The organism is Bacillus sp. 17RED48 (assembly GCF_019837545.1).
Lineage (GTDB): Bacteria > Bacillota > Bacilli > Bacillales > Bacillaceae_G > Bacillus_A > Bacillus_A wiedmannii.
In genome coordinates, this window is the sequence record NZ_JADAXG010000001.1 from 460,136 (window position 1) to 476,602 (window position 16,467).

The 16,467-nt window shown below is 38.0% G+C and carries 14 protein-coding genes and 1 other annotated feature; of the genes, 12 read left to right on the forward strand and 2 right to left on the reverse strand.

Going from position 1 to position 16,467, the window contains the following annotated elements:
- The first annotated feature begins 55 nt into the window (after positions 1-55).
- From relA to ILT06_RS02500, 6 genes are all read left to right on the forward strand, one after another.
- Complete coding sequence (gene relA, locus ILT06_RS02475) at positions 56-2,239, forward strand: GTP diphosphokinase (protein ID WP_064474715.1); 2,184 nt, start codon at positions 56-58, stop codon at positions 2,237-2,239.
- 17 nt (positions 2,240-2,256) lie between these two features.
- The gene (locus tag ILT06_RS02480) at positions 2,257-2,697 is read left to right on the forward strand and encodes a D-tyrosyl-tRNA(Tyr) deacylase (protein ID WP_001266955.1); all 441 of its coding nucleotides are present in this window, start codon (positions 2,257-2,259) and stop codon (positions 2,695-2,697) included.
- A gap of 268 nt (positions 2,698-2,965) precedes the next feature.
- Positions 2,966-3,142 (forward strand): hypothetical protein, encoded by a 177-nt coding sequence (locus ILT06_RS02485; protein WP_001242605.1) that lies wholly within the window; start codon positions 2,966-2,968, stop codon positions 3,140-3,142.
- A gap of 54 nt (positions 3,143-3,196) precedes the next feature.
- Positions 3,197-3,427: a binding site (T-box leader), on the forward strand.
- A gap of 69 nt (positions 3,428-3,496) precedes the next feature.
- Complete coding sequence (gene hisS / locus ILT06_RS02490; protein ID WP_064475082.1) at positions 3,497-4,768, forward strand: histidine--tRNA ligase; 1,272 nt, start codon at positions 3,497-3,499, stop codon at positions 4,766-4,768.
- A 12-nt stretch (positions 4,769-4,780) separates the two neighbouring features.
- Positions 4,781-6,556 (forward strand): aspartate--tRNA ligase, encoded by a 1,776-nt coding sequence (aspS, locus tag ILT06_RS02495; RefSeq protein ID WP_064474716.1) that lies wholly within the window; start codon positions 4,781-4,783, stop codon positions 6,554-6,556.
- 210 nt (positions 6,557-6,766) lie between these two features.
- Positions 6,767-7,534 carry a tRNA threonylcarbamoyladenosine dehydratase gene (locus ILT06_RS02500; RefSeq protein ID WP_000903181.1) on the forward strand — a complete coding sequence of 256 codons (768 nt, stop codon included), beginning with the start codon at positions 6,767-6,769 and terminating at the stop codon, positions 7,532-7,534.
- 426 nt (positions 7,535-7,960) lie between these two features.
- Here the strand turns inward: ILT06_RS02500 and ILT06_RS02505 are convergent, their stop codons facing one another.
- Positions 7,961-8,602 carry an RsfA family transcriptional regulator gene (locus ILT06_RS02505; protein ID WP_064474717.1) on the reverse strand — a complete coding sequence of 214 codons (642 nt, stop codon included), beginning with the start codon at positions 8,600-8,602 and terminating at the stop codon, positions 7,961-7,963.
- Positions 8,603-8,639: 37 nt separating this feature from the next.
- The gene (locus ILT06_RS02510) at positions 8,640-9,926 is read right to left on the reverse strand and encodes a replication-associated recombination protein A (RefSeq protein ID WP_222654802.1); all 1,287 of its coding nucleotides are present in this window, start codon (positions 9,924-9,926) and stop codon (positions 8,640-8,642) included.
- A 292-nt stretch (positions 9,927-10,218) separates the two neighbouring features.
- On the opposite strand from ILT06_RS02510, the gene cymR reads away from it, so the two are divergent.
- From cymR to ILT06_RS02540, 6 genes are all read left to right on the forward strand, one after another.
- On the forward strand, positions 10,219-10,635 hold the full coding sequence (cymR, locus tag ILT06_RS02515) for a cysteine metabolism transcriptional regulator CymR (protein WP_000704116.1): 417 nt from the start codon (positions 10,219-10,221) through the stop codon (positions 10,633-10,635).
- 35 nt (positions 10,636-10,670) lie between these two features.
- Positions 10,671-11,816 carry a cysteine desulfurase family protein gene (locus ILT06_RS02520; protein ID WP_064474719.1) on the forward strand — a complete coding sequence of 382 codons (1,146 nt, stop codon included), beginning with the start codon at positions 10,671-10,673 and terminating at the stop codon, positions 11,814-11,816.
- A gap of 16 nt (positions 11,817-11,832) precedes the next feature.
- Positions 11,833-12,948 carry a tRNA 2-thiouridine(34) synthase MnmA gene (mnmA, locus tag ILT06_RS02525; RefSeq protein ID WP_064474720.1) on the forward strand — a complete coding sequence of 372 codons (1,116 nt, stop codon included), beginning with the start codon at positions 11,833-11,835 and terminating at the stop codon, positions 12,946-12,948.
- Positions 12,949-13,058: 110 nt separating this feature from the next.
- Positions 13,059-13,718 carry a tetratricopeptide repeat protein gene (locus tag ILT06_RS02530; RefSeq protein WP_064474721.1) on the forward strand — a complete coding sequence of 220 codons (660 nt, stop codon included), beginning with the start codon at positions 13,059-13,061 and terminating at the stop codon, positions 13,716-13,718.
- A 96-nt stretch (positions 13,719-13,814) separates the two neighbouring features.
- Complete coding sequence (recD2, locus tag ILT06_RS02535; protein ID WP_064474722.1) at positions 13,815-16,151, forward strand: SF1B family DNA helicase RecD2; 2,337 nt, start codon at positions 13,815-13,817, stop codon at positions 16,149-16,151.
- Between the two features lie 127 nt (positions 16,152-16,278).
- The gene (locus ILT06_RS02540) at positions 16,279-16,467 is read left to right on the forward strand and encodes a hypothetical protein (RefSeq protein WP_000469281.1); all 189 of its coding nucleotides are present in this window, start codon (positions 16,279-16,281) and stop codon (positions 16,465-16,467) included.

Genomic DNA, 16,467 nt, shown 5'->3' on the forward strand with positions numbered 1-16,467 from the left:
TATAATTTATTCTACTTAATTAAGATAAAGTCAATTTTCAATAAAAGGTGATTCGATGGCAAATGAGCAGGTACTAACAGCTGAACAGGTACTCGAGAAAGCAAGTCAATATTTAGCAAATGAAGATATTGAGCTAGTGGCACGTGCCTATGGATATGCACGTGATGCGCATAGCGAACAATACAGAAAATCGGGTGAACCGTACATTATTCATCCAATTCAAGTTGCAGGTATTTTAGTTGATTTACACATGGATCCAGCTACGGTATCAGCAGGCTTCTTACATGATGTAGTGGAAGATACAGAAATTACATTAGAAGATATTGAACGGGAATTTAATAAAGAAATTGCTATGCTTGTCGATGGTGTAACAAAGCTCGGAAAGATTAAATATAAATCTCATGAGCAACAACAAGCAGAAAACCATCGCAAAATGTTTATTGCAATGGCTCAAGATATTCGAGTTATTTTAATTAAACTAGCTGATCGTCTTCATAACATGCGTACATTGAAACATTTGCCTCAAGAGAAGCAGCGTCGCATTGCAAATGAAACGTTAGAAATCTTTGCACCTTTAGCACATAGACTCGGAATTAGTACTATTAAATGGGAGCTAGAGGATACGTCACTTCGCTATTTAAATCCACAGCAATACTATCGTATTGTAAATTTAATGAAGCGTAAACGTGCAGAGCGTGAAGAATATTTAGATGAAGTAATGACTGGTATTCGTGAGAAATTAAAAGAAGTTGCAATTCAACCTGAGATTTCTGGAAGACCAAAGCATATTTACAGTATTTATCGTAAAATGGCACTGCAAAATAAACAGTTCAATGAAATTTACGATTTATTAGCTGTACGTGTCGTTGTAAATAGTATTAAAGATTGTTATGCAGTACTTGGAATTATTCATACGTGCTGGAAGCCGATGCCAGGTCGTTTTAAAGATTATATTGCGATGCCGAAAGCGAATCTATATCAATCGCTTCATACGACTGTAATTGGCCCGAAAGGTGATCCGCTTGAAGTGCAAATTCGTACGAAAGAAATGCATGAGATTGCAGAATTCGGGATCGCGGCGCACTGGGCGTATAAAGAAGGAAAAACAGCAGAAACAACAGGTACATTAGAGAAGAAACTTACATGGTTCCGTCAAATATTAGAATGGCAAAATGAAGCTTCTAATGCAGAAGAGTTTATGGAGTCATTAAAAATTGATTTATTCTCTGACATGGTATTCGTCTTTACACCGAAAGGCGACGTAATGGAATTGCCACTTGGATCTGTTCCGATTGACTTTTCGTATCGCGTGCATTCGGAGATTGGAAATAAAACAATTGGTGCAAAAGTAAACGGGAAAATGGTGACGCTTGATTATAAATTAAAAACAGGTGACATCATTGAAATTTTAACATCGAAACATTCGTATGGGCCAAGTCAAGACTGGGTGAAACTTGCTCAAACATCTCATGCAAAAAACAAAATACGTCAATTCTTTAAGAAGCAACGTAGAGATGAAAATATTGAAAAAGGCCGTGAACTTGTTGAGAAAGAAGTGCGTAGCCTAGAGTATGAGATGAAAGAAGTGTTAGCTCCTGACAATTTAAAACGTGTTGCTGAAAAATTCAACTTTGCAAATGAAGAAGATATGTTTGCAGCAGTTGGATATAATGGCATCACTGCATCACAAATTGTTACGCGACTAACGGACAAGTTCCGTAAGCAACGTGAAGAAGAAGAGATTGTTGAAGTTAAAGAAGTTCGTAAACCGATGAAAATTCGAAAATGGGATTCTGGCGTTAAAGTAAGTGGTGCGGATAATTTATTAATTCGCTTATCAAAATGCTGTAACCCAGTACCGGGTGATGATATCGTTGGATATATTACGAAAGGCCGAGGCGTATCGATTCACCGCCGTGATTGTGTAAATGTTCATACAGAAGAAGCTGTAGAACGTTTATTAGAAGTAGAGTGGGAAGGTAGCCCTGAAAAAGAAATTGAGTATAACGTTGATATTGAAATTTCAGGTTACGATCGCCGTGGTTTATTAAATGAAGTATTGCAAGCTGTTACAGAGACGAAAACGTACATTTCGGCAGTTTCTGGTAGAAGTGACCGTAATAAGATGGCGACAATTAATATGTCAATCTCTATTCGTAACTTACAGCATTTGAAAAAAGTAGTAGAACGCATTAAACGTGTTCCAGAAATTTATGCAGTACGACGCATGATGCATTAATAGGGAGTGTAGAAAAGATGAGAGTTGTTTTACAACGATCAAAAGAAGCGTCTGTCACAGTAGACGGTGAGATCGTAGGACAAATTCCGTTCGGTTTAACATTACTAGTTGGCATTACGCATGAAGATACAGAAAAAGATGCAACTTACATTGCAGAAAAAATTGCGAACTTACGTATTTTTGAAGATGAGAGTGGAAAGATGAACCATTCTGTACTTGATGTAGAAGGACAAGTTCTATCAATTTCGCAATTCACATTATACGGAGATTGCCGCAAGGGAAGACGTCCAAACTTTATGGATGCTGCCAAACCTGACTATGCAGAGCGTTTATATGATTTCTTTAATGAGGAAGTTCGTAAGCAAGGATTGCATGTAGAAACAGGGAAGTTTGGAGCAATGATGGATGTTTCTTTAATCAATGATGGTCCGGTGACCTTAATTGTGGATAGTAAATAGTGTTGCTTAAAAAGAGAGGATTATATAATCCTCTCTTTTTTATACTTTATTGTATATTTTGTTCATTTATCTCGCTATTTGTGGGAGATCAACTGCCTATAAAAGCCTGATTAGTGAGGGTTAATAATGAATCATAATGGACAAAACCCCTATTCATTAAAGTTTCACTTTATTTGGAATCAATAGCTGTTTCAGTTATGTATAACTCTTTCATCAATATGGAACAATAAAAAGTAAAACATCTATATTGAATGTGAGGGATATACGTATGCGTATGAATGAAAAAGGGCATTCTGTTACAAATGGTGCAAATCAACTGTTTAACGTAAATTTTCATGATTTTATTTCAAAAGAGCAAAACAATACTTCAATGGAGCTTGCTTCTGAGTTTGGGATTTCTCTTCAAGATGTAAAGCGTCTAAAGAAGCAGATTGAACGCTCTTAGAGTACTTGACAATCCTACTCAACAAACGTATAGTAATTTTATATTTACATATGAATATAACCGTTGATAGAGAAGAGTAAATGAGACACACATGGAAAGAGAAGAAATGTCTTAGGCTGAAAACATTTCTGCATGATGACTGATTGAATGACACTCTAGAGGTTTCAACTTGAACGGCATATATGCTTAGTAGGGATGAACGCACATTTAAGCGTTATTAAAAAAGTGGAAGCATACGTGCTTCAATTAGGGTGGCACCACGGGTATAATACTCTCGTCCCTACTGTTCAAACAGTAGAGGCGGGAGTTTTTTTATTTTTATTAAGATTAAAACAATTTGAGGAGGAACTGAATATGTCTATTCAAATCCCACGCGGAACGCAAGATATTCTTCCAGGTAGCGTTGAGTTATGGCAGTATATCGAAGGGCAAGCACGCGAAATTTGCCGTCGTTACAACTATAAAGAAATTCGTACACCAATTTTTGAACAAACGGAGCTATTTTTACGTGGTGTTGGTGATACGACAGATATCGTACAAAAAGAAATGTACTCATTCCAAGATCGTGGAGAGCGCAGTTTAACATTACGTCCAGAAGGTACTGCACCTGTTGTACGTTCTTACGTTGAAAACAAAATGTTCGGTGATGCAACACAACCAACGAAATTATACTATATCGGTCAAATGTTCCGTTACGAAAGACCACAAGCAGGTCGCTATCGTCAATTCGTACAATTTGGTATTGAAGCAATCGGTAGTAACGATCCTGCAATTGATGCAGAAGTAATTGCACTTGCTGTAGAGTTTTACCGCGGCATGGGCTTGAAAAATATTAAAGTTGTATTAAACAGTTTAGGTGATGCAGCCAGCCGTCAAGCGCACCGTGATGCGTTAATCGCACACTTTGAGCCACGTATCGGCGAGTTCTGTTCTGACTGTCAATCTCGTTTAGAAAAGAACCCTCTTCGTATTTTAGATTGTAAGAAGGACCGTAACCATGAATTAATGGGAACAGCACCATCTATTACAGAATACTTAAACGAAGATTCGGCAGTATACTACGACAAAGTTCAAGAATTATTAACGATGATGGATGTTCCGTTTGAAAAAGATCCGAACTTAGTACGTGGTTTAGACTACTATCAACACACTGTTTTTGAAATCATGAGTGAGGCAGAAGGTTTCGGTGCTATCACTACATTAAGCGGCGGCGGCCGTTATAACGGGCTTGTACAAGAAATCGGTGGACCAGAAATGCCAGGTATTGGTTTTGCGATGAGTATCGAACGTTTAATTATGGCGCTAAAAGCTGAAAACATCGAATTACCAATTGAACATAGTATTGATTGCTATGTTGTAGCGCTTGGTGAAAAAGCGAAAGACCATGCTGCAAAAGTTGCGTTTGATCTTCGTAAAGCTGGATTATCAGTTGAAAAAGATTATTTAGACCGCAAAATGAAAGCACAATTTAAATCAGCAGATCGTCTAAAGGCGAAATTTGTAGCTGTATTAGGGGAAGATGAGCTAGATAAAGGTATCATTAACTTGAAAAATATGGCAACAGGCGAACAAGAAGAAGTAGCATTAGATGTATTTGCTTCATACGTAGCAGAGAAATTAATATAGGGGGAACTTACAGTGGCTGAAAGAACACATGCATGTGGAAAAGTAACAGTAGAAGCAGTTGGACAAACAGTTCAATTAAAAGGTTGGGTACAAAAACGCCGTGATTTAGGTGGATTAATCTTTATAGACTTACGCGACCGTACAGGTATCGTGCAAGTTGTATTTAACCCAGAAACATCAAAAGAAGCGTTAGAAATAGCAGAAACTATTCGTAGTGAATACGTATTGCACGTAGAAGGTACAGTTGTTGAGCGTGGTGAAGGCGCAATTAATGACAATATGGCAACGGGTCGTATTGAAGTACAAGCAACGAAAGTAAACGTATTAAATGCAGCAAAAACAACGCCAATCATTATTGCTGATGATACAGATGCATCAGAAGATGTGCGTTTAAAATATCGTTATTTAGACTTACGTCGTCCTGCAATGTTTAACACATTCAAAATGCGTCACGATGTAACGAAAACAATTCGTAACTTCTTAGACACAGAAGAGTTCTTAGAAGTAGAAACACCAATTTTAACGAAGAGCACACCAGAAGGAGCTCGTGACTATTTAGTACCAAGTCGTGTACATGATGGTGAATTCTATGCGTTACCACAGTCTCCACAATTATTTAAACAGCTTCTTATGGTCGGTGGATTTGAGCGTTACTATCAAGTAGCACGTTGTTTCCGTGACGAAGATTTACGTGCAGACCGTCAACCAGAATTCACGCAAATCGATATCGAAGCTTCATTCTTAACGCAAGATGAAATTTTAGATATGATGGAGCGCATGATGACGAAAGTTATGAAGGATGCAAAAGGTGTAGAAGTGAGTGCACCATTCCCTCGTATGAAATATGCTGATGCAATGGCTCGTTACGGTTCTGATAAGCCAGATACACGCTTTGAAATGGAACTAACAGACCTATCTGAATTTGCAGTAGGTTGTGGTTTTAAAGTATTTACAAGTGCTGTAGAAAGTGGCGGACAAGTAAAAGCAATTAATGCAAAAGGTGCTGCGAGCAAATATTCTCGTAAAGATATCGATGCATTAACTGAATTCGTGAAAGTATACGGTGCAAAAGGTCTAGCTTGGCTTAAAGTGGAAGAGGACGGCTTAAAAGGACCGATTGCAAAATTCTTCGGTGAAGAAGATGCAAACGTGTTAATGACTACGTTAGAAGCTACCGCTGGTGACTTATTACTATTCGTAGCAGATAAGAAAAGCGTTGTTGCAGATAGCTTAGGTGCACTTCGTTTACGTCTAGGTAAAGAGCTTGAGTTAATTGACGAAAGTAAATTTAACTTCCTATGGGTAACGGATTGGCCACTTCTTGAGTACGATGAAGATGCAGATCGTTACTTCGCGGCTCACCACCCATTCACAATGCCATTCCGTGAAGATGTTGAGTTATTAGAAACGGCACCAGAAAAAGCACGTGCACAAGCATATGACCTTGTATTAAACGGTTATGAGCTTGGTGGTGGATCACTTCGTATTTACGAGCGTGACGTACAAGAAAAAATGTTCAAAGCACTTGGATTCTCACAAGAAGAAGCACAAGAGCAATTCGGATTCTTATTAGAAGCATTCGAATATGGTACTCCACCACACGGCGGTATCGCATTAGGTTTAGACCGTCTTGTTATGTTACTTGCAGGCCGTACGAACCTTCGCGACACAATTGCATTCCCGAAAACAGCAAGCGCAAGCTGCTTATTAACAGAAGCTCCAAGCCCAGTTGCAGAAGCTCAGCTTGAAGAGCTAAGCTTAAAATTGAGCGTGAAAGAAGAGAAGTAAGAGAAGTAAAAATAAGGTCTAGATGGTTATACTAATACCATCTAGACTTTTTTAATGGATAATTGAGAGAAGAGGTAAAGCGCGGTTTACACTATGCTTTCCTTCTCGAAATATGTATTTTTAGGAATTCTATAACTTTTTCTATACAAATAGTCGGAAAAACGCTAGAATACATGATAGACCATTTTTGTAATAGGAGTGTAGAGCTGAATGTTACATCAATTTTCACGTAATGAATTAGCCTTCGGTAAAGAAGGACTTGAAATATTAAAAAATAGTACAGTCGGTATTTTAGGAATTGGCGGCGTAGGGTCATTTTCGGCAGAGGCGTTAGCACGTTCTGGCGTAGGACGTCTCGTATTAGTTGATAAAGATGTTGTAGATATTACAAACGTAAACCGTCAAATTCACGCGTTAGTATCTACTGTAGGACGTTCAAAAGTAGAATTAATGAAAGAGCGTATCGCAGACATTAATCCAGAGTGTGAAGTAATTGGACTAGAAATGTTTTATACTGATGAAACATATGAAGAGTTCTTCAAACATGGATTGGATTTCGTAGTAGATGCATCTGATACGATTACGTTCAAAATTCATTTAATTAAACAGTGCTTACGTCGAAAAATTAAAATTATCTCATGCATGGGTGCAGCAAATAAAATGGACCCAACTCGTTTCCGTATTGCGGACATCTCTAAAACACATACAGATCCAATTGCGAAAGTAATTCGTACGAAGCTTCGTAAAGATGGTATTAAAAAAGGTGTAAAAGTTGTCTTCTCTGACGAAAACCCAATCGTAATTCGTGAAGAAGTACGTAAAGAAATCGTACCAGACGAAAATGCAAAAATTCGTAAAGCGAAATTACCACCTTCATCAAATGCATTCGTACCATCTGTGGCAGGCCTAATTATGGCAAGTCACGTTGTACGTGAACGTATTAAAAACGTTGAAGTGAAGCGTGTAGGACAAGAATAAAGTAAAAGCATGTATCCATTTCGGATATATGCTTTTTTATATGTATTAAAGAAATATGGATATTTGCAATACTAATAATTCGAATGTAAGTAATCCTAATAAAGAATAATCGTATTTATCCGACTTATAGGCGGAAGTCTTTTTTAAACTCTGAATGGTAAAAAGTCCTAATGTTAGAACGAGAATACCGAGTGTTATTTTGAAGACTATTAATGAAATAGCGACCATCTCCTTTCAAACATATATCTTTATAGCAACATTCAAGTGAGGAATATCCAATTATTACCTGACGTTTCTTTGTGTGAATTTGAGGTTTATTGTTGTCAATTTTTGCTGATAAATCTATGTAACTTTATTTAACAATATATTTTTACCGAAGAAAAAAGATGCCACACAGTCAGAAACCCCGACTAGGTGACATCCTTTTTAATTTTCTGCAGAATATATAATATCTAAATTTCCATTTTGATCTGTCTTGAAAATTGGAGCGATCTGTTCTTCTTGTTCTTCAACTGAAACGAGTTTTCGAGCACGGTCCATAATTCTAACAAGCATTGCGTAATCTTCTTCGATTGCTTGTTGTTTTTTTGAGAGTACCGCTAATTTTGCTTCAAGTTCATGATTTGTTTTTTGCAGGGAAGTGAGCTGAGCTTGTAATACATCATTTTCAGTTTGTAACTTTGCGAGTGAAGGATTATTGTGCTCCAAGTTTTGCAAAAATGAAATAACACTTTGCATGGTAAGATCCTGTTTACTTAGCGTAATATCTTCAGAAAACTCGGCATCGATTACGAGTTGTTTCGTTTTCGTGAAATGCTCTTTTTCTATTTTAGCTTCAGAGCGTTTTAATTCTTTCCGTTGTTTTTTTGCAAGTTGCACCGCATCTTCGTAATTCGGTCGTACTTCAGCATTCCATCTAAAGCCGCAAGCTGCGGAAGTACGGTTCAATGTATCGCCGACTTCATCGAATGCTTTTATTTGTGTGCTACCGCTGCGAATATGTCGTAAAACAGTTTCTGCTAAAAGGAGATCGTCTTCTTTTGTCCATGCATCTTGACGTGTTTTCATAAGCGAAGCCTCCATAATGGTGACGTTTTCGCTTATGTTACCCTTTATTTTTCGTTTTATTCGAACTTTGTAATCTTTCATATACAGTAGAAAGTACTTGCTCAAATTTCCCTGTCGTTTTCGGTTTATAATATTGTTTGTTTTTTATTTTATCAGGTAAGTATTGTTGTTGTACCCAGCCATTTGGATGGTCGTGTGGGTATAAGTATCCAATGCCTCTTCCAAGTGATTCTGCGCCTTTGTAATGACTATCTTTTAAATGACTTGGAATGTCGCCTGTTTGACCGTTGCGTAAATCGTGTAAGGCAGCATCAAGTGCTTTATAAGCTGAGTTTGACTTTGGTGATAAGCAAAGCTCGATAACAGCATTTGCAAGTGGTATGCGTGCCTCCGGGAATCCAACTCGTTCCGCTGATTCTATAGCTGCTAGTGTACGCGGTCCGGCTTGTGGGCTAGCAAGTCCGATATCTTCATATGCCATAATAAGAAGACGTCTACCAATGCTTTGTAAATCACCAGCTTCAATAAGACGTGCTAAATAATGAAGTGCTGCATTTACATCACTTCCGCGCACCGATTTTTGAAATGCCGATAATACGTCATAATGAGCATCACCGCCTTTGTCGTGAACGAAGCTCTTTTTTTGCAAGCATTCTTCTGCAATTTCTAGCGTAATTACCGCAGCTTTTTCGTCCGTTGTAAAGCTAGATAAAACAGCTAGTTCAAGTGCATTATAAGCAGAACGCATGTCTCCACCAGATGCATTTGCAAAGTGATGTAATGCTTCAGACGTAACCGTTACATCATATTCACCGAGACCTTTTTCTTTATCTTCAAGTGCTCGTTTTAAGCCAATTAAAAGATCCTCTTCTGTTAATGCGTGTAATTCGAAGATTTGACAACGACTTCGAATAGCAGAATTAATAGCATGGAACGGATTACTCGTTGTTGCACCGATTAAGGTAAGGAGTCCGCTTTCTAAATGAGGTAATAGAAAATCCTGTTTTGCTTTATCTAGACGGTGTACTTCATCTAAAATTAAAACGAGGTGTCGATGCATCTTTGCTTCTTGTACGACAACTTCCATATCTTTTTTATTATGAGTAACAGCGTTTAATAGGCGAAAAGGGGTTCCAGTACTTCCTGCAATTGCGCTCGCAATGGATGTTTTTCCTGTGCCTGGAGGGCCGTATAAAATCATAGATTGAAAATGATTTGCTTGGACCATTCGCCATAAAATTTTTCCTTCACCAACTAAATGTTGTTGTCCGATAATTTCTTGAATATTTGTAGGGCGCATTCGATGTGCGAGTGGCTGTTTCATTTTTACCGTCTCCCTTAATGTATAATCTCTTTCTATCGTATCATTTTTTTTAGTGGAATTTGAAATAGGATGCTGTTTTGTGGGAAAAATGAATATAAATATTTTCATTTTTCTTTCAATTGTAATAATTTCCGAGTTTTTCAATGTGATTTTATGTTATCATTTTGATACACAAGTTGAAATTTCTTATAATACTATATTATGCTATAATTTCATAGGATTTTAAATTGTGTTCTTTTATAAATAAGATATAACCAATAGAAGTGAAAATTTGAAAAGAGGTGCAAAATAGATGAAGATTTCAACGAAAGGCCGCTACGGCTTAACAATTATGATCGATCTTGCAAAAAAGTTTGGTGAAGGTCCAATTTCCTTAAAATCAATTGCGCAGGCACATGATTTATCGGAACATTACTTAGAGCAATTAATTTCACCACTTCGTAACGCTCGTCTAGTAAAGAGTACGCGTGGGGCATATGGCGGATATGTATTGTCTGATCAGCCAGCTAACATTACAGCTGGGGATGTAATCCGTGTATTAGAGGGTCCGATTAGTGTTGTAGAAATGATAGAAGAAGAGGAACCGGCACAACGCCAATTATGGATGCGTGTTCGTGATGCGGTGCAAGAAGTATTAGATAGTACAACGTTAGAAGATTTAGTACGTTATGAGGAAGAAAATCACGGGGGCTATATGTTTTACATTTAATTCCTTGTGAAACGATTTGGAAAGAAGGAGATTTAATGGAACGCATTTACTTAGATCATGCTGCGACATCTCCGACTCACCCAGAAGTGGTCGAAAAGATGATTCCATATATGACAGAAACATTCGGGAACCCGTCTAGTATTCACTTTTATGGACGTCAAACGCGCCATGCAGTAGATGAGGCGAGACGCGCGGGTGCACGTAGCATTCATGCGAATCCGAATGAAATTATATTTACGAGCGGTGGTACAGAAGCTGATAATTTAGCACTTATAGGTGTAGCACGTGCGAACCGTCATAAAGGTAACCATATTATAACGACGCGAATTGAACATCATGCAATTTTGCATACGTGTGAATTGTTAGAGCGCGAAGGGTTTGAAGTGACATATTTACCTGTCGATGAAACAGGACGCGTTCAAGTTTCTGACATACAAAATGCATTAACAAAAGAGACGATTCTCGTATCCGTTATGTTTGGGAATAATGAAGTCGGGACGATGCAACCAATCGCGGAAATAGGGAAGTTGCTAAAAGAGCATCAAGCTTATTTTCATACAGATGCGGTACAAGCTTACGGATTAGTAGAAATAGATGTGAAAGAGTTCGGCATTGATTTATTATCGATTTCAGCTCATAAAATTAATGGACCAAAAGGTGTAGGGTTCCTATACGCTGGTGCAAATGTGAAATTTGAACCGTTATTAATAGGCGGGGAGCAAGAAAGAAAACGCCGTGCTGGTACTGAAAATGTACCGAGTATCGTTGGTTTGCAACATGCAATTTTGCTAGCTGAAAAAACTCGTGAGCAAAAAAATGCCCAATATGAAGAGTTTAAAGATATAATGGTATCTGTCTTCAAAAATGAAGACATTACTTTCGAGGTAAACGGAAACTTAGAATATCGCTTACCACATGTGCTTAATATCAGTTTTACAGGAATGAACATTGAACCGTTCCTTGTGAACTTAGACTTAGCTGGCATTGCAGTGTCAAGTGGTTCGGCGTGTACAGCTGGTTCGATTGATCCATCACATGTATTAGTAGCGATGTTCGGAAAAGACTCCGATCAAATACGTTCATCCGTACGCTTTAGTTTCGGACTTGGAAATACGAAAGAGCAAATTGAGAAAGCGGCGTACGAAACAGTGAAAATCGTGAAGCGATTAACACAAAATTAGCATGGGAGGTGACATGATGAACAAACTACCTCAAGAAACACGCGTTGTCATCGGGATGTCCGGTGGCGTCGATTCATCTGTAGCAGCTCTTTTATTAAAAGAGCAAGGTTATGATGTAATCGGAATTTTTATGAAAAACTGGGATGATACAGATGAGAATGGTGTCTGCACAGCAACAGAAGATTACAATGATGTAATTGAAGTGTGTAACCAAATTGGCATTCCATATTATGCAGTAAACTTTGAAAAACAATACTGGGATAAAGTATTTACGTACTTCCTAGATGAGTACCGAGCTGGTCGTACACCGAACCCAGATGTAATGTGTAATAAAGAAATTAAATTTAAAGCATTTTTAGAGCATGCGATTGCGCTTGGTGCTGATTATGTAGCGACAGGTCATTATGCACGCGTTGCTTATATGGACGGCGAATATAAAATGCTTCGCGGCGTTGATGATAATAAAGACCAAACGTATTTCTTGAATCAATTAAGCCAAGAGCAATTATCAAAAACATTGTTCCCGTTAGGTGAATTAAAGAAACCGCAAATTCGTGAAATGGCGACAGAAGCTGGTTTAGCGACAGCGGCGAAGAAAGATAGTACTGGTATTTGCTTTATCGGTGAGCGTAACTTTAAAGATTTCTTAAGCAACTATTTACCAGCGCAACCAGGTGTGATGCAAACATTATCTGGTGAAGTGAAAGGGAAGCATGACGGTTTAATGTACTATACAATTGGACAACGTCATGGCCTTGGTATTGGTGGTAACGGTGATCCGTGGTTTGCTGTTGGGAAAAATTTGAAAGAAAACATTTTATATGTTGATCAAGGATTCCATAACGAACTTCTATATGGTGATGAAGTTATTGCTACGAATATCGGCTGGGTAAGTAATGAAGCGAAAGAAAAAGAATTTAAGTGCACAGCGAAATTCCGTTATCGTCAAGAAGACAATAAAGTAACGGTTCAAATCGTTGATGAAAATACAGTTCGTATTCTTTGTGACGAGCCAATTCGTGCAATTACACCAGGACAAGCAGTTGTTTTCTATGATGGAGATGAGTGCTTAGGCGGTGCTACAATTGATGAAGTATATCGTAGTGGTAAGAAATTGGATTATTTAGGATAAAATGAGAAGCCTCTGCCGATTAGCGGTTAGAGGTTTCTTTTACATAAAGCGAATTTTCGTTCGCTTGGAAAATACATTCTTTGTTATAATTTGTTGTAGAGGTGAAGGACATGTCAAACAAACTTGAAACAGGTATTCAATATATGCAAGAAGGAAACTGGGAAGAAGCTGCTAAAAATTTCACAGAAGCAATCGAAGAAAATCCGAAAGATGCGCTTGGGTACATTAATTTTGCGAACTTATTAGATGCACTAGGTGATAGTGAAAGAGCAATTTTATTTTATAAACGGGCATTAGAATTAGATGATAAATCTGCGGCTGCTTATTATGGATTAGGAAATGTGTATTACGGTCAAGAGCAATTTACAGAGGCAAAGGCTGTATTTGAACAAGCGATGCAAGCGGGATTACAATCAGCTGATGTAACATTTATGTTAGGTATTACACATGTGCAACTTGGAAATGATCGTCTTGCACTGCCGTTTTTACAAAGAGCAACAGAATTAGATGAAAACGATGTAGAAGCTGTGTTCCAGTGCGGACTTTGCTTTGCACGTTTAGAACATATTCAAGAGGCGAAACCTTATTTTGAAAAGGTATTAGAAATGGATGAAGAGCATGCAGATGCGTATTATAATTTAGGTGTTGCGTATGTATTTGAAGAAAATAACGAGAAGGCTCTTACTTTATTTAAGAAAGCAACTGAAATTCAGCCAGATCACTTTTTAGCTGGTAATGGTGTTCGTTTATTGGAGCAAGAAGCTGAATAAGATGAAAATATAGTTTAATGGGTAGTTATCCCTCATCTAAATAGGTGGGGGATGTACTGCTCATTAAAGTGAAACGAACCGGAAAGGAGAGGAAAGATGGGAAATCAACATGCAATGGATTTGTTTGAGGAAGAGAAAAAGTTTATAAAAGCGCAAGTTCTTCATACCATTTTCCACAACGAAGAAAACCTCTATTCCGTTGTCAGTATGAAAGTCATTGAGACGAATGAAACGTACGATGAAAAAAAAGTGATGATAAACGGTCATTTTCCCCGCATGCATGAAGATGAAGTGTTTACATTGACAGGGCATTTTAAAGACCATCCGAAGTATGGGAAACAATATTTAGTTGAAACGTTTAAGAAAGAATTGCCACAAACAAAAGCTGGTATGGTGCAATATTTAGCGAGTGATTTATTTAAAGGGATAGGAAAGCGTACAGCTGAAAAAATTGTGGATCATCTTGGGGAACATGCCATTTCTAAAATTATGGATGATCCGGATGCGTTAAATGGTGTTGTCAATAAGCAAAAAGCGCAAGAAATATATGAGACAATTGTTGAACATCAAGGATTAGAGAAAGTAATGAGTTTTTTAAATGGTTACGGTTTTGGAACGAAGCTTTCTATTAAGATTTACCAGCAATATAAAGAGATGACATTAGAAGTGATTCGTAATAATCCATATCAGCTTATTGAAGAAGTGGACGGGATTGGTTTTGGACGAGCGGATGATATAGGACGTGCGTTAGGTATATCAGGTAATCATGATGACCGTGTACGTGCGGGATGTTTTTATACGTTAGAGAATGTTTCACTGCAGCTCGGCCATGTTTATATGGGGAAAGATCAACTTGTAAGAGAAACGATGTCACTTTTAAATAATCAAGAAGGTAGAGTGACTGAGGAAGATATTATAGGTTGTGTTGAAATGATGCAAAGTGAAGGGAAAGTCATCATTGAAGAAGAACGAGTGTATTTAGCGTCGTTATTTTACTCTGAAAAAGGTGTTGTAAAGTCTATTCGCAGGCTTATGAATCAAGAGGAAACCCCTTCATTTCCTGAAGCAGAAGTGTTAAAGACGTTAGGTGAAATTGAAGAACAGCTGAAGGTGCAGTATGCACCGTTTCAGCAAGAAGCAATTCAAACGGCACTTCATAAGCCGATGATGTTATTGACAGGTGGACCAGGAACGGGGAAAACAACAGTTATTAAAGGAATTGTTGAAATGTACGCATCCTTGCATGGTGTATCATTAAATCCGAATGAATACAGTGATGATAATCCATTTCCGATATTATTAACGGCTCCAACAGGAAGAGCAGCGAAGCGAATGAGTGAATCTACCGGGCTCCCTGCTTGTACAATTCATCGTCTGCTTGGTTGGACGCCAGAAGGGTCTTTCCAGCGTAATGAAACCGATCCAGTTCAAGGGAAGTTACTCATTATTGATGAGTTTTCGATGGTAGATATTTGGCTTGCAAATCAGCTGTTTAAATCATTGCCGACTAATATTCAAGTTATCGTTGTAGGTGATGAAGATCAATTACCATCTGTAGGACCTGGACAAGTGTTGAAAGATTTATTGAATGCAGGTGCAGTTCCAACAGTAAAGCTTACTGAAATTTATCGTCAAGCGGAAGGCTCATCTGTTATTCAACTCGCTCATGCGATAAAAAATGGAACGCTCCCGCCAGATTTAGCGCAAAATCAAAAAGATCGTTCATTTATCGGCTGTACAGGAGCTCAAATTGTTGAGGTTGTTAAGAAGGTTTGTGAAAATGCTAAGACAAAAGGGTTTAGCGCAAGAGATGTACAAGTACTGGCCCCGATGTACCGTGGACCTGCCGGCATTAATGTACTAAACGAAGCGTTGCAAGAAGTGTTTAATCCGAAAAGGGAAAAGAGTAAAGAAATTGCTTACGGTGATGTTGTATACCGAAGAGGCGATAAAGTACTGCAACTCGTTAATCAGCCGGAGAGCCAAGTGTTTAATGGTGATATCGGAGAAATTGTTTCGGTGTTTTATGCGAAAGAAAATGTTGAGCAACAGGACATGATTATCGTTTCATTTGATGGAATCGAAGTAACGTATACAAAGCCGGATTTAAATCAAATTACCCATGCATATTGCTGCTCGATTCATAAATCACAAGGTAGTGAATTTCCAATAGTTATTATGCCGATTGTAAAGAGCTACTACCGTATGTTACGTCGTAATTTAATTTACACGGGCATTACAAGGAGTAAGAAATTCCTTATTATTTGTGGGGAGGAAGCGGCTTTTCAATCCGGTGTAAATCGCCTTGATGATGCAATGCGTCAAACGACTTTAGCTGGTCGTTTGCAAGAATCACAAGGAGAAGTACAGATGGTAACAGTTAATGGCGAAGAAATGGACGTGGAAAACATTTCACCGTATGATTTCATGTAACAAGGTGAAATTATATAGTGAAACTTTCAAACGTATAACGTTGAAAGGCTCCAGCAATGTATAAATGAATGCGGTTTGGACATAATGGCGAATAGAATCTGGGAGACTGTAAGGAGATGAAAGCCATATGTTCATTTGTCCAAATTGCAAAGGGAAAGACATTGGGAAAATAGGTGTCAACCAATTTTATTGCTGGAATTGTTATATCGAATTATCGGTTTCAAAGGGGAAAATCCATACACATCAAGTAGAGGAAGATGGTTCATTAAGCTCTCTTGATGATTTATTTGATGAGAACGAAAGAACGATCGGATAA

Bases quoted from the DNA above. Each gene is read 5' to 3' on its own strand.
- relA (WP_064474715.1), top strand. From the start codon at position 56: ATGGCAAATGAGCAGGTACTAACAGCTGAACAGGTACTCGAGAAAGCA.
- ILT06_RS02480 (WP_001266955.1), top strand. From the start codon at position 2,257: ATGAGAGTTGTTTTACAACGATCAAAAGAAGCGTCTGTCACAGTAGAC.
- ILT06_RS02485 (WP_001242605.1), top strand. From the start codon at position 2,966: ATGCGTATGAATGAAAAAGGGCATTCTGTTACAAATGGTGCAAATCAA.
- hisS (WP_064475082.1), top strand. From the start codon at position 3,497: ATGTCTATTCAAATCCCACGCGGAACGCAAGATATTCTTCCAGGTAGC.
- ILT06_RS02500 (WP_000903181.1), top strand. From the start codon at position 6,767: ATGTTACATCAATTTTCACGTAATGAATTAGCCTTCGGTAAAGAAGGA.
- ILT06_RS02505 (WP_064474717.1), bottom strand. From the start codon at position 8,602: ATGAAAACACGTCAAGATGCATGGACAAAAGAAGACGATCTCCTTTTA.
- ILT06_RS02510 (WP_222654802.1), bottom strand. From the start codon at position 9,926: ATGAAACAGCCACTCGCACATCGAATGCGCCCTACAAATATTCAAGAA.
- cymR (WP_000704116.1), top strand. From the start codon at position 10,219: ATGAAGATTTCAACGAAAGGCCGCTACGGCTTAACAATTATGATCGAT.
- ILT06_RS02520 (WP_064474719.1), top strand. From the start codon at position 10,671: ATGGAACGCATTTACTTAGATCATGCTGCGACATCTCCGACTCACCCA.
- mnmA (WP_064474720.1), top strand. From the start codon at position 11,833: ATGAACAAACTACCTCAAGAAACACGCGTTGTCATCGGGATGTCCGGT.
- ILT06_RS02530 (WP_064474721.1), top strand. From the start codon at position 13,059: ATGTCAAACAAACTTGAAACAGGTATTCAATATATGCAAGAAGGAAAC.
- recD2 (WP_064474722.1), top strand. From the start codon at position 13,815: ATGGGAAATCAACATGCAATGGATTTGTTTGAGGAAGAGAAAAAGTTT.
- ILT06_RS02540 (WP_000469281.1), top strand. From the start codon at position 16,279: ATGTTCATTTGTCCAAATTGCAAAGGGAAAGACATTGGGAAAATAGGT.